The 19,532-nt window shown below is 59.0% G+C and carries 17 protein-coding genes; 1 reads left to right on the top strand and 16 read right to left on the bottom strand.

Annotation, left to right across the window (positions count from 1 at the left end; translation table 11 throughout):
* Positions 1-62: 62 nt before the first annotated feature.
* The 16 genes from dnaE to rpsB form a co-directional block, all read right to left on the bottom strand.
* Positions 63-3,584: a DNA polymerase III subunit alpha gene (gene dnaE, locus PFZ56_RS11785; RefSeq protein WP_170001078.1), complete on the bottom strand. Its 3,522-nt coding sequence runs from the start codon at positions 3,582-3,584 to the stop codon at positions 63-65.
* A gap of 69 nt (positions 3,585-3,653) precedes the next feature.
* Positions 3,654-4,286, bottom strand: coding sequence for a ribonuclease HII (rnhB, locus tag PFZ56_RS11780; protein WP_102861377.1), 633 nt, complete (start codon positions 4,284-4,286; stop codon positions 3,654-3,656).
* An 11-nt stretch (positions 4,287-4,297) separates the two neighbouring features.
* Positions 4,298-5,428 carry a lipid-A-disaccharide synthase gene (lpxB, locus tag PFZ56_RS11775; RefSeq protein ID WP_102861376.1) on the bottom strand — a complete coding sequence of 377 codons (1,131 nt, stop codon included), beginning with the start codon at positions 5,426-5,428 and terminating at the stop codon, positions 4,298-4,300.
* A 2-nt stretch (positions 5,429-5,430) separates the two neighbouring features.
* Positions 5,431-6,207, bottom strand: coding sequence for an acyl-ACP--UDP-N-acetylglucosamine O-acyltransferase (gene lpxA, locus PFZ56_RS11770; protein ID WP_102861375.1), 777 nt, complete (start codon positions 6,205-6,207; stop codon positions 5,431-5,433).
* Complete coding sequence (gene fabZ, locus PFZ56_RS11765; protein WP_007924058.1) at positions 6,204-6,644, bottom strand: 3-hydroxyacyl-ACP dehydratase FabZ; 441 nt, start codon at positions 6,642-6,644, stop codon at positions 6,204-6,206. Before fabZ ends, lpxA begins: the two co-directional genes overlap by 4 nt.
* 109 nt (positions 6,645-6,753) lie before the next feature.
* Entirely contained in the window at positions 6,754-7,809 is a 1,056-nt protein-coding gene (gene lpxD / locus PFZ56_RS11760; RefSeq protein ID WP_170001079.1) for a UDP-3-O-(3-hydroxymyristoyl)glucosamine N-acyltransferase, read from the bottom strand.
* Positions 7,810-7,812: 3 nt separating this feature from the next.
* Positions 7,813-8,316, bottom strand: a complete 504-nt coding sequence (locus PFZ56_RS11755) for an OmpH family outer membrane protein (protein WP_102861373.1) — start codon at positions 8,314-8,316, stop codon at positions 7,813-7,815.
* A gap of 44 nt (positions 8,317-8,360) precedes the next feature.
* Positions 8,361-10,751: an outer membrane protein assembly factor BamA gene (gene bamA, locus PFZ56_RS11750; RefSeq protein ID WP_102861372.1), complete on the bottom strand. Its 2,391-nt coding sequence runs from the start codon at positions 10,749-10,751 to the stop codon at positions 8,361-8,363.
* A 74-nt stretch (positions 10,752-10,825) separates the two neighbouring features.
* Positions 10,826-12,178, bottom strand: a complete 1,353-nt coding sequence (gene rseP / locus PFZ56_RS11745) for a sigma E protease regulator RseP (protein WP_110596481.1) — start codon at positions 12,176-12,178, stop codon at positions 10,826-10,828.
* Positions 12,179-12,226: 48 nt separating this feature from the next.
* Complete coding sequence (gene ispC, locus PFZ56_RS11740) at positions 12,227-13,417, bottom strand: 1-deoxy-D-xylulose-5-phosphate reductoisomerase (RefSeq protein WP_102878550.1); 1,191 nt, start codon at positions 13,415-13,417, stop codon at positions 12,227-12,229.
* Positions 13,414-14,220: a phosphatidate cytidylyltransferase gene (locus PFZ56_RS11735; protein ID WP_102878549.1), complete on the bottom strand. Its 807-nt coding sequence runs from the start codon at positions 14,218-14,220 to the stop codon at positions 13,414-13,416. Before PFZ56_RS11735 ends, ispC begins: the two co-directional genes overlap by 4 nt.
* Positions 14,220-14,975, bottom strand: coding sequence for a polyprenyl diphosphate synthase (uppS, locus tag PFZ56_RS11730; protein WP_011059528.1), 756 nt, complete (start codon positions 14,973-14,975; stop codon positions 14,220-14,222). The genes PFZ56_RS11735 and uppS overlap by 1 nt, the downstream gene beginning before the upstream one ends.
* 15 nt (positions 14,976-14,990) lie before the next feature.
* Positions 14,991-15,548, bottom strand: a complete 558-nt coding sequence (gene frr, locus PFZ56_RS11725; RefSeq protein WP_102861367.1) for a ribosome recycling factor — start codon at positions 15,546-15,548, stop codon at positions 14,991-14,993.
* A complete protein-coding gene (pyrH, locus tag PFZ56_RS11720) occupies positions 15,545-16,288 on the bottom strand; it encodes a UMP kinase (protein ID WP_011059526.1) in 744 nt (247 codons plus the stop codon). The genes frr and pyrH overlap by 4 nt, the downstream gene beginning before the upstream one ends.
* 208 nt (positions 16,289-16,496) lie before the next feature.
* Complete coding sequence (gene tsf / locus PFZ56_RS11715; RefSeq protein ID WP_016962579.1) at positions 16,497-17,363, bottom strand: translation elongation factor Ts; 867 nt, start codon at positions 17,361-17,363, stop codon at positions 16,497-16,499.
* Between the two features lie 203 nt (positions 17,364-17,566).
* A complete protein-coding gene (rpsB, locus tag PFZ56_RS11710) occupies positions 17,567-18,304 on the bottom strand; it encodes a 30S ribosomal protein S2 (protein WP_011059524.1) in 738 nt (245 codons plus the stop codon).
* Positions 18,305-18,711: 407 nt separating this feature from the next.
* Between rpsB and map the strand changes: the two genes are divergently transcribed.
* On the top strand, positions 18,712-19,494 hold the full coding sequence (gene map / locus PFZ56_RS11705; protein WP_102861366.1) for a type I methionyl aminopeptidase: 783 nt from the start codon (positions 18,712-18,714) through the stop codon (positions 19,492-19,494).
* Positions 19,495-19,532: the final 38 nt, after the last annotated feature.

Raw genomic sequence — 19,532 nt, 5'->3', positions numbered from 1 at the left:
ACGCGTTGAGGTCGAGATTAAAAATTCATGTGGCGATGAGGCGCAATGATGGCACCTCACCGTCAACGGTATTGGAGGAAGACGTTGTCTCGCCCGAACTGGTCACGCAGGGCTTGAATCAAGCTGTCTGCCGGGTCGATCCGCCAGCTCTCGCCAAACTGCAGCAAGGCCTTGGCGTCGTTACGGGTGTACTCCATGGTGATCGGGCACGCACCGCGGTGACGTTTGAACAAGTCCCCCAGCCAGCGTAGCTGATCGCCCTTGAGGGCATCGGTATGGACTTTCAGGCGCAGGCTTTCCGCCAGGTTGGTCCGCGCGTCTTCCATGCTCATCACCCGCTTGACCCGCAAACGCAGTCCGCCGGAGAAGTCGTCGTTGCTCACCTCGCCTTCCACCACCACCATGGCGTCGGTCTGCAACAGCGACTGGGCCGAATGGAAGGCATCGGCAAACAAGGAGGCCTCGATCCGCCCCGAACGGTCGTCGAGGGTGATGAAACCCATCTTGTCGCCCTTTTTGTTCTTCATCACCCGCAGGGCAATGATCATGCCCGCCACCGTCTGGGTATCCCGGGCCGGTTTCAGGTCAATGATGCGCTGACGGGCGAAGCGGCGGATCTCGCCTTCATACTCATCAATCGGGTGCCCGGTCAGGTACAGGCCGAGGGTATCTTTCTCGCCTTTAAGGCGCTCCTTGAGGGTCAGCTCCTTGGCCTTGCGATGGTTGGCGTAGACATCCGCGTCCTCATCGACGAACACCCCGCCAAACAGGTCGGCGTGGCCGCTGTCGTGGGTACGAGCAGTTTGCTCCGCCGCCTTGATCGCCTCTTCCATGGCTGCCAGCAGTACCGCGCGGTTCTGGTCGATGTTGGCCTGGTAGGCCTTGGGCTCGTCGAAGAAGTGCGGGCCGAGACGGTCCAGGGCACCACTGCGAATCAGACCATCCAGGGTCCGCTTGTTAATGCGCTTGAGGTCGACCCGGGCACAGAAATCGAACAGGTCCTTGAACGGCCCCTCAGCACGGGCTTCGGTGATGGCTTCCACCGGTCCCTCGCCCACCCCTTTGATAGCGCCAAGGCCATAAACGATACGACCTTCATCGTTCACCGTGAACTTGAATTCGGAAGTGTTCACGTCTGGCGCATCGAGGCGCAGTTTCATGGTCCGCACTTCCTCGATCAAGGTCACGACCTTGTCGGTGTTGTGCATATCCGCAGACAGTACCGCCGCCATGAATGGCGCCGGGTAGTGAGCCTTGAGCCAGGCGGTCTGGTAAGACACCAGGCCGTAGGCCGCGGAGTGAGATTTGTTGAAACCGTAACCGGCGAATTTTTCCACCAGGTCGAAGATGTTGCCCGCCAGGTCCGCATCGATGTTGTTGCTGGCGCAACCCTCAATGAAACCGCCACGCTGTTTGGCCATTTCCTCGGGCTTTTTCTTACCCATGGCCCGACGCAGCATGTCTGCACCACCGAGGGTGTAACCGGCCATGACCTGGGCAATCTGCATCACCTGTTCCTGATACAGGATGATGCCGTAGGTCGGCGCCAGAACCGGGCGCAGGCCATCGTACTGATAGTCGGGGTGCGGGTAGGCCAGTTCGGCGCGACCGTGCTTACGGTTGATGAAGTCATCCACCATGCCCGATTGCAGCGGCCCCGGACGGAACAGGGCCACCAGTGCAATCAAGTCTTCCAGGCAGTCGGGCTTGAGCTTCTTGATCAGCTCCTTCATGCCCCGGGATTCAAGCTGGAATACCGCAGTGGTTTCAGCTTTCTGCAACAGGCTATAGGTCGGCTTGTCGTCCAGCGGGATAAAGGCGATATCCAGCGGTTCCTCGCCGACCTTGGCGCGGTCGCGGTTAATGGTTTTCAGCGCCCAATCGATAATGGTCAAGGTCCGCAGACCGAGGAAGTCGAACTTCACCAGGCCAGCAGCCTCGACGTCATCCTTGTCGAACTGGGTCACCAGGCCGCCGCCTTCTTCGTCGCAGTAGATCGGCGAGAAGTCGGTGAGCTTGGTCGGCGCGATCACCACACCACCGGCGTGTTTACCGACGTTACGCACCACGCCTTCAAGCTTGCGCGCCATTTCCCAGATTTCCGCCGCTTCTTCATCGACCTTGATGAAGTCCCGCAGGATCTCTTCCTGCTCGTAGGCTTTTTCCAGGGTCATGCCGACTTCGAAGGGGATCATCTTCGACAGACGGTCGGCCAGGCCATAGGACTTGCCCTGAACCCGCGCCACGTCGCGAACCACCGCCTTGGCCGCCATGGAACCGAAAGTGATGATCTGGCTTACCGCGTTGCGGCCGTACTTCTCGGCCACGTAATCGATCACCCGGTCGCGACCGTCCATGCAGAAGTCAACGTCGAAGTCGGGCATGGAAACCCGTTCCGGGTTAAGGAAACGTTCGAACAGCAGGTCGTATTCCAGCGGGTCGAGGTCGGTGATCTTCTGCACGTAGGCCACCAGAGAACCGGCACCCGAGCCACGGCCCGGACCCACCGGCACGCCGTTGCTCTTGGCCCACTGGATAAAGTCCATAACGATCAGGAAGTAACCGGGGAATCCCATCTGGATGATGATATCCAGCTCGAAATTCAGCCGGTCGACGTAGACCTGGCGCTTGGCTTCATAGTCCTCGGTGGTGTCCTTGGGCAGCAGCACGCTGAGGCGCTCTTCCAGCCCGTCGAAGGAAACCTTGCGGAAATACTCATCGATGGTCATGCCATCAGGAATGGGGTAGTCGGGCAGGAAGTGCTTGCCCAGCTTGACTTCGATATTGCAGCGCTTGGCGATCTCGACCGTGTTTTCCAGCGCCTCGGGCAGGTCGCTGAACAGCTCGGCCATTTCCTCGGCGCTTTTCAGGTACTGCTGATCGCTGTAGTTCTTCGAACGGCGCGGATCGTCCAGGGCCCGACCTTCACCGATGCAGACTCGGGTTTCGTGGGCTTCGAAGTCTTCCTGCTTGATAAAGCGCACATCGTTGGTGGCCACCAGCGGCGCACCGATCTTGTCGGCCAGGGCCACGGCAGCGTGCAGTTGCTCTTCATCATTGGGCCGGTTGGTGCGCTGCACTTCCAGGTAGAAACGGTCCGGGAACACCGCCATCCACTCCCGGGCCAGGGTTTCGGCGACCTCCAGGTCACCGGCGATCAGCGCCATGCCAATCTCGCCCTCCTTGGCCGCCGAGAGCATGATCAGGCCTTCTGCGGCCTCTGCTACCCACTCGCGCTCGATGATGATCTGGCCATTGCGCTGACCATCGATGAAGCCGCGGGAAATCAGCTCGGTCAGGTTGCGGTAACCCACGGCGTTCATCACCAGCAGGCTGATGCGGCTCAGGGGGTTATCCGGGTCCTTGTTCGACAGCCAGAGGTCGGCGCCGCAGATCGGCTTGATCCCCGCACCCATGCTGTTTTTGTAGAACTTGACCAGGGAACACATGTTGTTCTGGTCGGTGACCGCCACCGCAGGCATGCCCATGCCGGTGAGAGCCTTGACCAGCGGCTTGATCCGCACCAGACCGTCGACCAGGGAGTATTCAGTGTGCAGGCGCAGGTGAACGAATGAAGCCGGCATAGTGATCCTGTAATAAGCGCGAAAACAACAAGGCCCGGATTGTACCGGGCCTCGACTAAAACATCAGCCTCAGGACTGAATCTCGCCCTGCGCCTCACGGGCTTCATAGGCCTGCCGTACCGGGGCGAAGGAACGCCGGTGAATCGGCGTCGGCCCCAGGCGGGCCAGGGCCTCCAGGTGCACTGGGGTCGGATAACCCTTGTGGCCACCGATACCGTAACCCGGGTAGATCAGCTCGAAAGCGGCCATTTCCCGGTCGCGGCTGACCTTGGCTAGAATCGACGCTGCAGCGATTGCCGGAACCTTGCTATCGCCCTTGACCACCGCCTCGGCCGGCATCGCCAGCTTCGGGCAACGGTTGCCGTCGATCATCGCCAGCTTAGGCGTCACGCTCAGGCCTTCCACCGCTCGCTGCATCGCCAGCATGGTGGCGTGGAGGATGTTCAGCTCGTCGATCTCTTCGACTTCAGCCCGAGCAATGCACCAGCTCAGGGCCTTCTCACAGATTTCATCGAACAGCTTCTCGCGACGGGCCTCAGTGAGTTTCTTCGAGTCGTTGAGGCCGAGAATCGGCCGTTGCGGATCAAGAATAACCGCAGCAGTGACAACCGCCCCGCACAACGGGCCACGGCCAACTTCGTCGACACCGGCCACCAGGTCCTCAGCATCGGCCACCAGGGTGAAATCCAGGCCCATCTGCATCTTTGAATTACTCACAGGGTTTTGCCGATCAACCCAAGCACCGCTTGCGCGGCCTGGTTGGACGCATCACGGCGCAAGGTTCGGTGGATCTCGTCAAAGCCACGGGTCTGCTCTTCACCGCCATCGATCAGCGGCGACAGCGTCTGAGCCAGGGCCTCGGCAGTAGCGTCGTCCTGCAGCAACTCGGGCACCAGCAAACGCTGAGCCAGCAGGTTCGGCAAGGAAATATACGGACTCTTGACCATACGCTTGAGAATCCAGAAGGTCAGCGGCGCCAGGCGATAGGCCACCACCATCGGCCGCTTGTAGAGTAAGGCTTCCAGAGTCGCGGTACCGGAGGCGATCAGCACCGCATCACAAGCGGCCAGGGCCTTGTGGGACTGACCATCGAGCAAGGTCAGCGGCAGGTCGCGACTGGCCAGCAGCTCTTCCAGCTGGACCCGACGCTCCGGGCTCGCGCACGGCATGATGAAGCGCACGCCGGGGCGCATGGCTCGCAAACGCTGGGCCGCATCGAGGAACAAGGCACCCAGGCGCCCTACTTCGCCGCCGCGGCTGCCGGGCATCAAGGCCACCAGCGGACCATCGGGCAAGCCCAGCTCGGCACGCGCTGCAGCGCGATCGGCTTGCAGCGGAATGGCATCGGCCAGGGAGTGACCGACGAACTTCACCGGTACACCCTGCTCTTCATAGAAGCGAGCCTCGAAGGGAAACAGGGTCAGCATCAGATCGCAGCCTTCGCGGATCTTCAGTACCCGCTTCTGCCGCCATGCCCAGACCGACGGACTGACGTAGTGCACCGTCTTGATCCCGGCCTGACGCAACTTGAGTTCGATATTCAGGGTGAAATCCGGGGCATCGATCCCGATGAACACATCCGGCTTTTCAGCAATCAGGGTCTGGATCAGCTTCTTGCGTCGAGCCAGCAACTCACGCAGCCGCCCAAGCACCTCCACCAACCCCATGACCGCCAAGCGCTCCATGGGAAAGTAGGAAGTGAGGCCTTCGGCCTCCATCAGCGGACCGCCGACGCCAATGAATTCAACGGCCGGGTGCTGAGCCTTGAAGGCTCGCATCAAACCGGCGCCGAGAATGTCGCCGGAGGCTTCGCCAGCCACCAGCGCAATACGCAGAGTGTTCATGATTAACGGGTGATGCCGCGAGTCGAAGACTGGATCGAGTCACGAAACACCGCGACTTCGGGGAACTGTGCAGCCGGCTCGGCCAGTTCGGCTAGGGCCTGATCCACCGTCAGCCCTTGGCGATAGACCGTCTTGTAGGCGCGACGCAGTGCATGGATTGCATCTTCGCTGAAGCCACGACGGCGCATGCCTTCGAAGTTCATGCTGCGGGCTTCGGCAGGGTTGCCGAACACCGTGACGAATGCCGGCACATCCTTGCCGATGGCGGTGCCCATGCCGGAGAAGCTGTGAGCGCCGATATGGCAGTACTGATGCACCAGGGTGAAACCGGAGAGAATCGCCCAGTCATCCACGTGCACATGCCCGGCCAACGCAGTGTTGTTGACCAGGATGCAGTGGTTGCCAATGACACTGTCATGGCCGATATGGGCATAGGCCATGATCAGGTTGTGATCGCCCAGAGTGGTTTCGGAACGGTCCTGGACGGTGCCACGGTGAATGGTCACGCCTTCGCGGATCACGTTGTGGTCGCCAATAACCAGGCGGGTTTCCTCGCCTTTGTACTTCAGATCAGGCGTGTCTTCACCTACCGAGGAAAACTGGTAGATGCGGTTGTGCTTACCGATCCGGGTAGGGCCCTTGAGAATCACATGGGGCCCGATCACTGTACCCTCGCCGATTTCCACACCAGCGCCGATGATCGACCACGGGCCAACCTCAACGTCGTCGGCCAGGATGGCCGTCGGATCGATGATTGCGCGAGGGTCAATCAAACTCATAGTTTGCGTTCCGCACAGATGATTTCAGCGGAGCAGACAGGCTTGCCGTCTACCGACGCCTGGCACTCGAACTTCCAGATCTGACGCTTGCAGCTGATGAACTTGGCTTCAAGAATCAGTTGGTCGCCCGGCAGTACTGGCTGACGGAAGCGCAGCTTGTCGGAACCGACGAAGTAATAAAGGGTGCCGTCGGCTGGCTTCACGTCGAGCATCTTGAAACCGAGAATGCCCGCAGCCTGAGCCATGGCCTCGATGATCAACACGCCCGGCATGATCGGATGCGCCGGGAAGTGGCCATTGAAGAACGGCTCGTTGATGCTGACATTCTTGTAGGCACGAATGCACTTGCCCTCGACATCCAGGTCCACTACCCGATCCACCAACAGGAAAGGGTAACGGTGAGGCAAGTATTCGCGAATCTCGTTGATGTCCATCATTTCGGGGGGAAGCCTGTAGTAAAGAGTGGGAGCGCGCGACTAACGCACGCCCCTCTAGCAAATCAAGGAGGCAGTCTAGCGGCTGTGCACACTTGATATGGAAATGGTATCAGCCATCTGATGAAGCATTGCCGTCAGGGGTCACGTCCCCAACGCGCTTTTCCAACTGGCGCAAACGCCGCGCAAGGTCATCGAGCTGACGGATGCGTGCCGCGCTTTTGCGCCACTCGGCAGCAGGTTGCATGGCCGTACCGGAAGAGTAAGCGCCCGGCTCGGTAATCGAGTGGGTCACCATGGTCATTCCAGTGAGGAATACGTTGTCACAAATCTCGATGTGCCCTACCAGACCCACACCGCCGGCGAGCATACAGTGCTTGCCGATCTTGGTGCTGCCGGAAATCCCCACACAAGCCGCCATCGCCGTGTGATCGCCGACCTGGACGTTGTGGGCAATCTGAATCTGGTTATCCAGCTTCACACCGTTGCCGATGACGGTATCGGCCAGAGCGCCGCGGTCAATCGCCGTATTGACGCCGATTTCCACATCGTCACCGATGGTCACACCGCCAATCTGCGCGATCTTCTGCCAGATGCCTTTTTCATTGGCAAAGCCGAAACCTTCACCACCGAGCACAGCCCCCGACTGGATGACCACACGCTGACCAATGCGCACATCGTGGTACAAGGTCACCCGCGGGGCCAGCCAGCCGCCTTCGCCGATTTCGCAGCGAGCGCCGATAAAGCAGTGGGCACCGATGGTCACTCCAGCCGCAATCCGCACACCAGACTCGATCACTGCAAACGGGCCAATGCTGGCCTCAGGGTGCACCAGCGCATCGGCGGCAATCACCGCTGACGAATGGATACCCGCTGGCGCCTTGGGCTTGGGATCGAACAGATGGGAAATACGGGCGTAGGACAGATAAGGATCAGCCACCACCAGTGCATCGCCGGCATAAGCCTCGGCATCAGCGGCCTTCAGCAATACCGCGCCGGCCTGGCAGTCCACCAGGTACTTGCGATATTGCGGATTTGCCAAAAAGCTCAACTGAGCTGGGCCAGCCTCCTGCAAGGTGGCTAGCCCAGTGATTTCCTTCTCCGCGTCGCCACGCAAGGTGGCGCCGAGGAACTCGGCCAATTGGCCGAGTTTTATGGTCGCGGTCATGGCTTACTTCAGCTGATTCATGCGCTCGATAACTTGGCGGGTGATGTCGTACTGAGGTTTGACATCGATCACTGCGCCACGCTCGAAAACCAGGTCGAAAGCACCTTTCTTGATGACTTCTTCAACGGCGCTGTCCAGCTTCGGCTTCAATTGCTTGAGCATTTCACGGTCAGCAACAGCCTTGGCTTCGTTCAGTTCCTTGGACTGGAACTGGAAGTCCCGAGCCTTTTGCTTGAACTCGAGCTCCAGACGCTCACGCTCGCCTTGCTGCATCTTGTCGCCACCCGCAACCAAGCGATCCTGGATGCCCTTGGCACTGCTTTCCAGAGTCTTCAGCTTGGTCAGTTGCGGGCCGAATTTCTTCTCGGCATCCACTGCGTACTTCTTGGCCGCGTCTGATTCCAGCAGAGCCATCTGATAGTTCAGAACAGCGATTTTCATTTCGGCAAACGCCGGGCTCGCGACCAGTACGGAGGCCAGGAGAACCAATTGAGTCAACTTACGCACGATGCACTCCTACAAAATCCATTGTCGTTATCTTGGGTAGACTATTAGAAAGTCTGACCGAGAGAGAATTGGAACACCTGAGTTTCAGCGTCATCCGGTTTCTTGATCGGCATCGCCAGGGCAAAGCTCAATGGCCCCAAAGCAGTGACCCAAGTCACACCAACACCCACCGAACTGGCCAGATTGCTCAAGCTGATATCGTTGCACTGCGTTTTCACATTCGACGCCGCAATGGTGTTGGACGTGCTTTCACAGCGAGAGTTGAAGACGTTACCCACATCCCAGAACAACGAAGTGCGCAGGGAACGCTGATCTTTGACGAACGGCAGCGGGAACAGCAACTCGGCACCGCCCTGGATCAATACGTTACCGCCGAATGGCAGTGGATCCTGGTCTGGGTCGGCAGCTGTACCGGCGTTACCGGTTACACCAGCACCACGACTCGGAGTACTGCGCGGCCCCAGGGTACTGTCCTTGAAGCCACGTACCGAGTTGAAACCACCAGCATAGTAGTTCTCGTAGAACGGCAAGCCCTTGGTGTCACCAAAGCCGTCGCCATAACCCAGTTCGGTATGGAAGCGCATGGTGTAGTTCTCACTCAGCGGAGTGAACAACTGACCACGGTAGTCGAGCTTGAAGAACGACAGGTCGCTACCTGGAGTAGTGGTTTCCAGAACCAGGCTTTGCGAATGGCCGCGAGTGGCCAGCACACCTTTGTTCAGGGTCGACTCGGACCAGCCGGCCGACGCCTTGAAGTTGAGGTAGCTGTCGCCCTGTTTGTTCACGAAGTCGAAGATTTCATCGACGGTGTACAGGCCGGTCTTGATCTTGTCCTGCTGCGCGGTCAGGCCGAAGGTCAGACGCGAAGTCTCACTGATCGGGTAGCCCACGCTAACGCCGGCACCGAGGCTGTCCACCGCATAGCTGGCCACGTCGACGTCGAGGTCTTTGTAGTCAGTGGTGCGATAGAAAGCGTTGTAACCCAGGCTCACGCCGTCGGCGGTCCAGTAGGGGTCAACGTAGCCGAAGTTGTAGCGGCTCTGGTATTCGCTGCGGGTCAGACCGATGCTGACCTTGTTACCGGTACCCAGGAAGTTGTTCTGGGTAATGGAACCACCGAGGATCAGACCAGCGCTCTGGGCGAAACCGACACTGGCGGTGATCGAACCGGATGCTTGCTCTTCAACCGCGTAGTTCACGTCGACCTGGTCATCAACACCCGGTACAGCCGGTGTCTCGACGTTGACTTCCTTGAAGAAGCCCAGGCGCTCAAGACGGGTCTTGGACTGGTCGATCAGGTAGGTCGAAGCCCAGCCGCCTTCCATCTGACGCATTTCGCGACGCAGCACTTCGTCCTCGGACTTGGTGTTGCCACGGAAGTTGATACGGTTGACGTAGGCACGTTTACCCGGGTCTACCACGAAGGTGATGTCCACGGTGTGGTCTTCATCATGAGGCTGAGGCACGCCGTTGACGTTGGCGAAGGTGTAGCCCTCGTTACCCAGACGGCGGGTAATCAGTTCGGAAGTGGTGGTCATCAGCTTGCGCGAGAACACCTGGCCCTTCTCCACCAGCAACAGTGCCTTGACCTGGTCTTCAGGTACTTTCAGGTCGCCGCTGAGCTTCACGTCACGAACGCTGTACTTCTCGCCTTCGTTGACGTTGACGGTAATGTAGACGTGCTTTTTGTCCGGGGTGATGGACACCTGGGTCGAAGCAATATCCATATTGATATAGCCACGGTCCAGATAGTAGGAACGCAGACGCTCCAGGTCACCGGAGAGCTTTTCACGGGCGTACTTGTCGTCGTTCTTGAAGAACGACAGCCAGTTGGTGGTCTTGAGCTCGAACAGGCCGATCAGGTCTTCGTCTGGAAAGACAGTGTTGCCCACCACGTTGATGTGCTGGATGGCTGCGACCGTACCTTCGTTGATATTAACCTTCAGGCCGACACGGTTGCGTGGCTGCGGAACCACTTCAGTCTCAACGGTGGCCGAGTAACGGCCCTGGGCGACATATTGGCGCTGCAACTCGTTACGAACGCCTTCGAGTGTCGCACGCTGGAAGATCTCACCTTCGGCCAGACCGGACTGTTTCAGGCCCTTCATCAAGTCTTCGGTGGAGATCGCCTTGTTGCCTTCGATCTCGATACTGGCAACCGACGGCCGCTCGACTACCGTAATGACCAGGACGTTGCCATCGCGGCCCAGTTGGATGTCTTGAAAGAAACCGGTTTTGAACAGCGCACGAGTGGATTCCACCAGGCGACGGTCGTCCGCCTGCTCGCCGACGTTCAACGGCAAGGCACCAAAGACGCTACCCGCGGAAACGCGCTGAAGGCCGTTGACGCGGATATCGGAGATAGTGAAGGACTCGGCGTGAACTTCGGCGATCATCAATACGGTGAGAACCGCAGTTAGCAGCAGACGTTTCATGAAGTCCTTTCTTATTCCAACTGGCAATAAACAAACTGCCGCAAAATGCGGCAGATTCGCAATTCAGCGAAGCGTTACAGACGACCCAGATCGTTGACCAGAGCAAGCAGCATGACTCCGACCACCAAGCTGATACCGATCTGTATCCCCCAACCTTGCACCCGATCCGACAAGGGACGACCACGCGCCCACTCGATCAGATAAAACAACAAATGCCCCCCATCCAGTACCGGGATGGGCAACAAATTCAGAACACCCAGGCTAATACTCAGATAAGCAAGGAAATTCAAGAAATCAGCAATGCCCGACTGGGCAGAAGCGCCCGCCACTTTAGCAATGGTTATCGGTCCACTCAAGTTTTTTACCGAGAGCTCGCCGAACAACATTTTCTTCAGTGATTCGAGGGTCAGGACACTCATGGTCCAGGTCCGTCGAGCCCCTTCGCCAATCGCCTCCAGCGGGCCATAACTGACCTCGCGAAGCATCTCCGCAGGCCAGTCGACAGCTTTCACCCCAGCCCCCAGGTAGCCATTGGGCGCTTTGTTTTCGCCACGGCTGGCCAAGGTCACGGGGACGTCGATTTGAGCACCATCGCGCTCGACTTGCAGCACAATTTTCGTATCAGGGTGCACACGGACCCAATCAACCACCTGCTGCCAGTCACTGAGCGATTGCCCATCGAGCGCCAGCAGACGGTCGCCGGTTTTCAGGCCGGCAGCCTGGGCTGGGCCTTTCGGATCGAGTTCAGCCAGCACGGGGGGCAATGCCGGGCGCCATGGGCGAATCCCCAGGGAGCGGATCGGGTCCGGCTCGTCGGCGCCCTTGAGCCATTTGTCCAGCACCAACTGGCGAGAGGAGTCAACCGTCGCACCCTGCTCGCGCACCTGCACCTGCAGCGTTCCACTTTCACCCAGACGGCGCACCAGTTGCAGATTCACCGCCGCCCAACCGGAAGTTGGCTCACCATCGATGGCAACGATTTCCTCGCCGGCACCGAGGCCGGCCTTGGCGGCTATGCTCCCCGCCTCCACGCCACCGATGACCGGTCGCACCTGCTGACTGCCCAGCATCGCCAGGGCCCAGAAGAACACCAGGGCGAGTAGGAAGTTGGCGATCGGGCCGGCGGCAACAATGGCGATACGCTGGCGTACGGACTTGCGATTGAAGGACTGGTCGAGCTCATCGGGGGCCACTTCGCCTTCACGCTCGTCGAGCATCTTCACGTAGCCACCCAGGGGAATGGCGGCGATCACAAACTCGGTACCGCGACGATCGTGCCAGCGCAGCAACGGCATACCAAAGCCCACGGAGAAACGCAGCACCTTGACGCCACAGCGACGCGCGACCCAGAAGTGACCGAATTCATGGAAGGTGACCAGCACACCCAGGGCTACCAGGGTGCCGACAATCATATAGAGCGCGCTCATCTACTTTCTCCGCAATCCTATTCGCCGCCACTCGCCCGGTCGCAAATCCTATCGCCCGTTACGCTGCAACCATTGTTCTGCCAGGCTTCGGGCCTTGGCATCCGCCGCAAACACTGCATCGAGCTCATTGACTGCAACTACAGGCTCAAGGACCAAAACTTCTTCGATGATACTCGCGATCTCCGGGTAACGGATGCGCCGATCAAGAAAGGCCGAAACAGCCACTTCATTGGCCGCATTGAGCATCGCCGGAGCGCTGCCCCCCGCCTCGGCAGCTTGACGCGCCAGACGCAGGCAAGGGAACCGCTGCTCGTCGGGTGCCTGGAAGTCCAGACGGGCGATCGCGAACAGATCCAACGGGGCTACACCGGAGTCGATACGCTCCGGCCAGGCCAGGGCGTTGGCGATAGGCGTGCGCATATCCGGATTGCCCAACTGGGCAAGCACCGAGCCGTCGACATAATCCACCAGGGAATGGATCACGCTCTGCGGATGCACCACCACCTCGACCTGGGAAGGCTTGGCATCGAACAGCCAGCAGGCCTCGATCAACTCCAACCCCTTGTTCATCATGCTCGCCGAATCCACGGAGATCTTGCGCCCCATGGACCAGTTCGGATGGGCACAGGCCTGTTCCGGCGAAACATGTTCGAGCTCGGCCAGAGGCGTCTGACGGAATGGACCGCCCGAGGCGGTCAACAGAATCCGTCGCACCCCGACCTGACTCAAGCCCCGAGAAAAATCCCCAGGCATGCATTGGAAAATCGCGTTGTGCTCACTGTCGATAGGCAGCAGCACCGAGCCACTCTTGCCTACCGCCTGCATGAACAGTGCGCCGGACATCACCAGCGCTTCTTTATTGGCCAGGAGGATCTTTTTGCCGGCCTCCACCGCCGCGAGGGTCGGACGCAGGCCCGCCGCCCCGACAATAGCCGCCATCACCGCATCGACTTCAGGCGCCGAGGCGACTTCACACAACCCCTGCTCCCCCACCAGCACCCGAGTCGACAGGCCAGCGGCTCGCAGATCGTCCTGCAAAGTCCTCGCCGCAGCGACCTCAGGCACCACGGCAAAACGCGGCACATGGCGTACGCACAACGCCAGCAACTCGGCCAGACGGCTGAACCCGCTAAGGGCAAACACCTGATAGCGATCCGGATGACGAGCAATCACATCCAGCGTACTCAGGCCAATGGAGCCCGTAGCCCCCAGAACCGTGATCTGTTGCACACGACTCACAGCGCAGCCATCCACAGCAGTACCGCAAACACCGGAATCGCCGCCGTCAGACTGTCGATCCGATCGAGCACACCGCCGTGCCCCGGCAACAGATTACTGCTGTCCTTGATGCCGGACTGACGCTTGAACATGCTCTCGGTCAGGTCACCGACCACCGAAATGAAGACCACAATGGCCGCACCCAACAGCCCCAACAGGATCTGTCCGAAGGACCAATCACGCACCAGCCCGACCACTGCCGTGATCACCAGGCTCAATGCCAGGCCGCCATAGACGCCCTCCCAGCTCTTGCCAGGACTCACCTGTGGCGCCAACTTGCGCTTGCCGAAGGCCTTGCCGGAGAAGTAGGCACCGATATCTGCCCCCCAAACCAGCACCATTACCGCCATGATCAACCAGTTGCCCAGCGGCAGCTGCTTGATGAACACCAAGCCCTGCCAGGCCGGCAACAGGATCAATAGACCGATCAGCAGCTTGGGGGCCGCCCCGGACCATTGCTCACTGGTGCGCGGATAGGTCAGCACCAGGAAAGTCGCCAACCCCCACCACAACACCGCGGCACCCAGCACCCAAGGCGCAACACCCGGGACCAGATGCATCAAGAACAGCAGCGCCGCCACTACCAGCGCGTAAGCCACCCGAGCCGGCTGCGCCTCGAAACCCGCCAGACGCGCCCACTCCCAGGCCCCCAGGCTCACCACCAAACCGATGAACAGGGCAAACCCTGAACCTTCGAGCAGGAAAAACCCGCACAAGGCGATCGGCAGCAGGATCAGCGCAGTAATGATTCGTTGTTTAAGCATTAAACCCGGGCTCCAGCCTCGACCTGCTCGCTCGTTTTACCGAAGCGCCGCTGTCGAGATGCGTAATCGGCCAGCGCGTTGCGCATGGCTTCGTGTTTGAAGTCCGGCCAGAACAGGTCGGAGAAATACAGCTCGGCATAGGCCAGCTGCCACAGCAGGAAATTACTGATGCGATGCTCACCACCGGTGCGGATGCAGAGGTCCGGCAACGGCAAGTCGCCGGTTGCCAGACAGGTCTGCAACAGGCCCGGAGTGATGTCCTCGGGTCGTAGATGACCGGCCTGAACCTCACGCGCCAGGCGCTGGGCAGCCTGGGCGATATCCCATTGACCGCCGTAGTTGGCAGCGATCTGCAGAATGAAACGATCACTGCCCGCGGTAATCGCTTCCGCCTCGCGCATCGCCGCCTGCAACTCGGGATGGAAACGCGAACGGTCGCCAATGATCCGCAGACTGATGTTGTTCTCGTTAAGACGCTTGGCCTCACGCCGCAGCGCCTTGAAGAACAGATCCATCAAGGCACTGACTTCGTCGGCCGGGCGCTGCCAGTTTTCACTGGAAAAGGCAAACAGGGTCAGGACTTCAACCTTGGCCTCAGCGCACACTTCGATCACTGCACGTACCGCGTCAACGCCCGCTTTATGCCCGGCAACACCCGGCATAAAGCGCTTTTTTGCCCAGCGGTTATTACCGTCCATGATGATCGCCACATGGCGCGGCACCGAGGACAACACGGACTGCTTGGTCTTTTCCATGAAAACGCCTGACCCTTATACGGCCATCAAGTCCTTTTCTTTTTCCTCAGTCGCCTTGGCGATCTGAGCTTCAAAGTCCTTGATCAACTTGTCGATTTCGGCGCTGCCACGACGCTCTTCGTCTTCGCTGATTTCCTTGTCCTTGGTCAGCTTCTTCAACTCGCCCAAGGCATCGCGGCGAATGTTGCGTACAGCAACCCGCGCATCCTCGGCGGCGGCACGCGCCTGCTTGGTGAAGCCCTTGCGGGTTTCCTCGGTCAGCGGCGCCATCTTGATCAGCAGCAACTCGCCCAGGTTGGTCGGATTGAGGTTAAGACCGGCACTGCCAATGGCCTTGTCGATGGCTCCGAGCATGTTGCGCTCGAACGGCACGACCTGCAGGGTCTGGGAGTCCTTCACGGTCACGTTGGCAACGCCGCTCAACGGCGTGTCGGTACCGTAGTAAGGCACCATCACGCTGCCCAGAATGCTGGGGTGCGCCTTGCCGGTGCGGATCTGGCCGAATGCATGCGCCAGAGACTCCAGGGTTTTCTTCATGCGCTCTTGAGCGTCTTTCTTGATTTCGTTGATCATTGCTCGCCTTCCTCGATCAGGGTTCCTTCAGCGCCACCATGCACGATATTCAGCAGGGCGCCGGGCTTGTTCATGTTGAATACCCGCAGCGGCATCTTGTGGTCGCGGCACAGGCAAATGGCCGTCAGGTCCATCACTCCCAGCTTGCGATCCAGCACTTCATCGTAAGTCAGATGATCGAACTTCTCGGCATGCGGGTCTTTGAACGGGTCTGCAGTGTAAACACCGTCGACCTTGGTTGCCTTGAGCACGACATCGGCATCGATCTCGATGGCGCGCAGACAGGCTGCGGAGTCGGTAGTGAAGAACGGGTTGCCGGTACCGGCCGCGAAAATCACCACTTCTTTGGAGTTCAGGTGGCGCATGGCCTTGCGACGGTCATAGTGATCGGTCACACCCACCATGGAAATAGCGGACATCACGATGGCCGAGATATTCGCACGTTCCAGCGCGTCGCGCATGGCCAGGGCGTTCATCACAGTGGCCAGCATGCCCATGTGGTCGCCTGTGACCCGATCCATCCCGGCAGCGCTCAAGGCGGCGCCACGGAACAGGTTGCCACCACCGATCACCAAACCTACCTGGACACCGATGCCAACCAGTTGGCCGACTTCCAGCGCCATGCGGTCCAGCACCTTGGGGTCGATCCCGAACTCTTCCGAGCCCATCAGGGCCTCGCCGCTAAGCTTGAGTAGAATGCGTTTATAGCGAGCTTGATAACCACTGCCCTGCTGAGCCATTGCGAATCTCTCCTGCGGCGTATTTTAAAAATTCTTTGCGGGCTGTTTGCAGCCTGCGTTCACTCTAGCTTGACGCTGTCACAGCGCCATCAGAACACGACTTTGTAAACCGGTTCCGAGGTAAAGCAACAAAATTGCCCTGCCCATTTGAAAAGAGGCTGCGCGCGTGAGCGGGCAGCCTCTTCTGGGCGACAGTTGAAAAACCGTCTTACTGTTGCTTGGCAGCAGCCAGTTGTGCAGCAACTTCTTCAGCGAAGTTGTCTTCTTTCTTCTCGATGCCTTCACCTACTGCGAAACGAGTGAAGGAAACGATTTCAGCGCCGCCTTTCTTGGCCAGAGCACCTACGGTGACTTCTGGATCCTTGACGAACGCTTGCTCAACCAGGCTGGCTTCAGCCAGGAACTTGCTGATACGGCCAGCGATCATTTTCTCGACGATTTCGGCTGGCTTGCCTTTCATCTTGTCTTCGTTCAGCTGCAGGAACACAGCTTTTTCGCGCTCGATGGCTTCGGCAGAAACCTGCGAAGGCAGCAGGAACTCAGGGTTGCTTGCCGCTACGTGCATGGCGATGTCTTTGGCCAGCTCAACGGAGCCGCCCTTCAGGACAACCGCAACACCGATCTTGTTACCGTGCAGGTAAGTACCGACCACGTCACCTTCAACGCGAGCCAGACGACGGATGTTGACGTTCTCACCGGTCTTGCCCACCAGGATCAGACGGTCAGCTTCTTGAGCTTCGATCAGTGGAGCGGCGTCGGTCAGTTTGTCAGCGAACGCTTTTTCAACGCTGGCAGCAACGAATGCCTTGAAGTCGTCCTGCAGAGCCAGGAAGTCGGTCTGCGAGTTCACTTCCAGCAGGACAGCGGCTTTACCGTCGTCCTTGATGGCGATAGCGCCTTCAGCAGCCACGTTGCCTGCTTTCTTGGCAGCCTTGATGGCGCCGGAAGCACGCATGTCATCAATGGCTTTTTCGATGTCGCCGCCGGCCTTGGTCAAGGCCTTTTTGCAATCCATCATGCCTTCGCCGGTACGCTCGCGCAGTTCTTTGACCAACGCTGCAGTAATCTCTGCCATTTTCAAAATCCTCTTGGATAGGTTTTCAACCATTCCACCCGATCGAACGGGCGTTCAATTCTTGGGCGCTGCCCCGAATTCACTTCATAACAGCCCCGCATTACAGAAACTGTCGGGGCGCAACGACGAAATGATTTTCGAGTTGGCAAAAAGGGGGCCAAGCCCCCTTTTTGCGTACTGAGTAAACGCTAAGCGTCAGTTACTCAGGCTTCAGCCGCCGGTGCTGCAGCTTCTTCGAACACTTCGGTGCCGCCAGCAACGTTGTTGCGACCACGGATCACAGCGTCAGCCATCGAACCCATGTACAGCTGGATGGCGCGAATGGCGTCATCGTTGCCTGGGATGATGTAGTCAACGCCTTCCGGGCTGCTGTTGGTATCGACAACGCCGATGACCGGGATGCCCAGCTTGTTGGCTTCGGTGATCGCGATGCGCTCGTGATCAACGTCGATCACGAACAGTGCGTCAGGCAGGCCGCCCATGTCCTTGATACCACCCAGGGAACGATCCAGCTTTTCCAGGTCGCGAGTGCGCATCAGCGCCTCTTTCTTGGTCAGCTTGGCGAAGGTGCCGTCTTCTGCTTGCACTTCAAGGTCACGCAGACGCTTGATGGAAGCACGGATGGTTTTGTAGTTGGTCAGCATGCCGCCCAACCAGCGGTGATCGACGTACGGCGAACCGCAACGTGCTGCTTCTTCAGCAACGATCTTGCCAGCGGAACGCTTGGTGCCGACGAACAGAATCTTGTTTTTGCCCTGGGCCAGACGCTCTACGAAAGTCAGAGCTTCGTTGAACATTGGCAGGGTTTTTTCAAGGTTGATGATGTGAATCTTGTTACGCGCACCAAAAATGTACTTACCCATTTTCGGGTTCCAGTAACGGGTTTGGTGACCGAAGTGCACACCGGCCTTCAGCATATCGCGCATGTTGACTTGGGACATGATAGTTCCTTAATAAGTCGGGTTAGGCCTCCACGTATCCCAATGACCAACCAACAGCATGTGCTGAGGGCACCCAGGTCATCGTGTCGACACGTGTGTGGGTTTGAGCTTTTCGGGGCATCCCCGGAAAGCGGCGCATTTTATACCACAGCAAGGGCCAAAACGGAACCCGGATTCACATCCGTCGATCCTTGCAGTTTTCGCCCTGACCTTGGAAACAGCCCAGAATGCACCATTGTATGGAGACAAGCGCCAGCAGAACCTCAGATTTACGCTGAGCCTCTGTTAGAATCGCACCTTTGCGGCTTCCGAAAACCTCACCGGTTCCATCCCGGTTCCAGCCTTGCAGGGGCAGGTTTTCAAGCCATTCCGTGTATATCGCGCCATTGAGCGTCAAGAGAGCCTGTATGACCGTCACCCTCAAAACTCCCGAGGACATCGCCAAAATGCGTGTCGCCGGCAAACTGGCCGCCGAAGTCCTGGAAATGATTGCCGAGCATGTCAAACCCGGTGTCACCACCGAAGAACTGGACCGCATCTGCCATGACTACATCGTCAACGTGCAGGGCGCTATCCCGGCCCCGCTGAACTACAAGGGTTTCCCCAAGTCCATCTGCACCTCGATCAATCACGTGGTGTGCCACGGCATTCCCAACGAGAAGCCCCTGAAGGACGGCGACACCCTGAACATCGACGTCACCGTCATCAAGGACGGCTACCACGGCGACACCAGCCGCATGTTCCACGTCGGCACCGTGCCAGTCTGGGCCGAGCGCCTGTCGCAGATCACCCAGGAATGCATGTACAAGGCCATCGAACTGGTGAAGCCGGGCTGCCGCCTGGGCGACATCGGCGAAGTGATCCAGAAGCACGCGGAAAAGAACGGCTTCTCGGTGGTTCGCGAGTTCTGTGGTCACGGCATCGGCAAGGTGTTCCACGAAGAGCCGCAGATCCTGCACTACGGCCGCGCCGGCACCGGCATGGAACTCAAGGCCGGCATGACCTTCACCATCGAGCCGATGATCAACCAGGGCAAGGCCGACACTAAGGTACTGGGCGACGGTTGGACCGCCATCACCAAGGACCGCAAGCTCTCGGCACAGTGGGAACACACCCTGCTGGTGACCGAAACCGGCTACGAGATCTTTACCCTGCGCAGCGATGACACCATCCCCCGGGTATCTGCCTGATCCACAACGCCGCGTCCCGACCTTATAGATAGAAAGGA

Source organism: Pseudomonas danubii, from assembly GCF_042980055.1.
Taxonomy (GTDB): Bacteria; Pseudomonadota; Gammaproteobacteria; order Pseudomonadales; family Pseudomonadaceae; genus Aquipseudomonas; species Aquipseudomonas danubii.
This window is presented reverse-complemented; position numbering and strand designations above follow the sequence as displayed.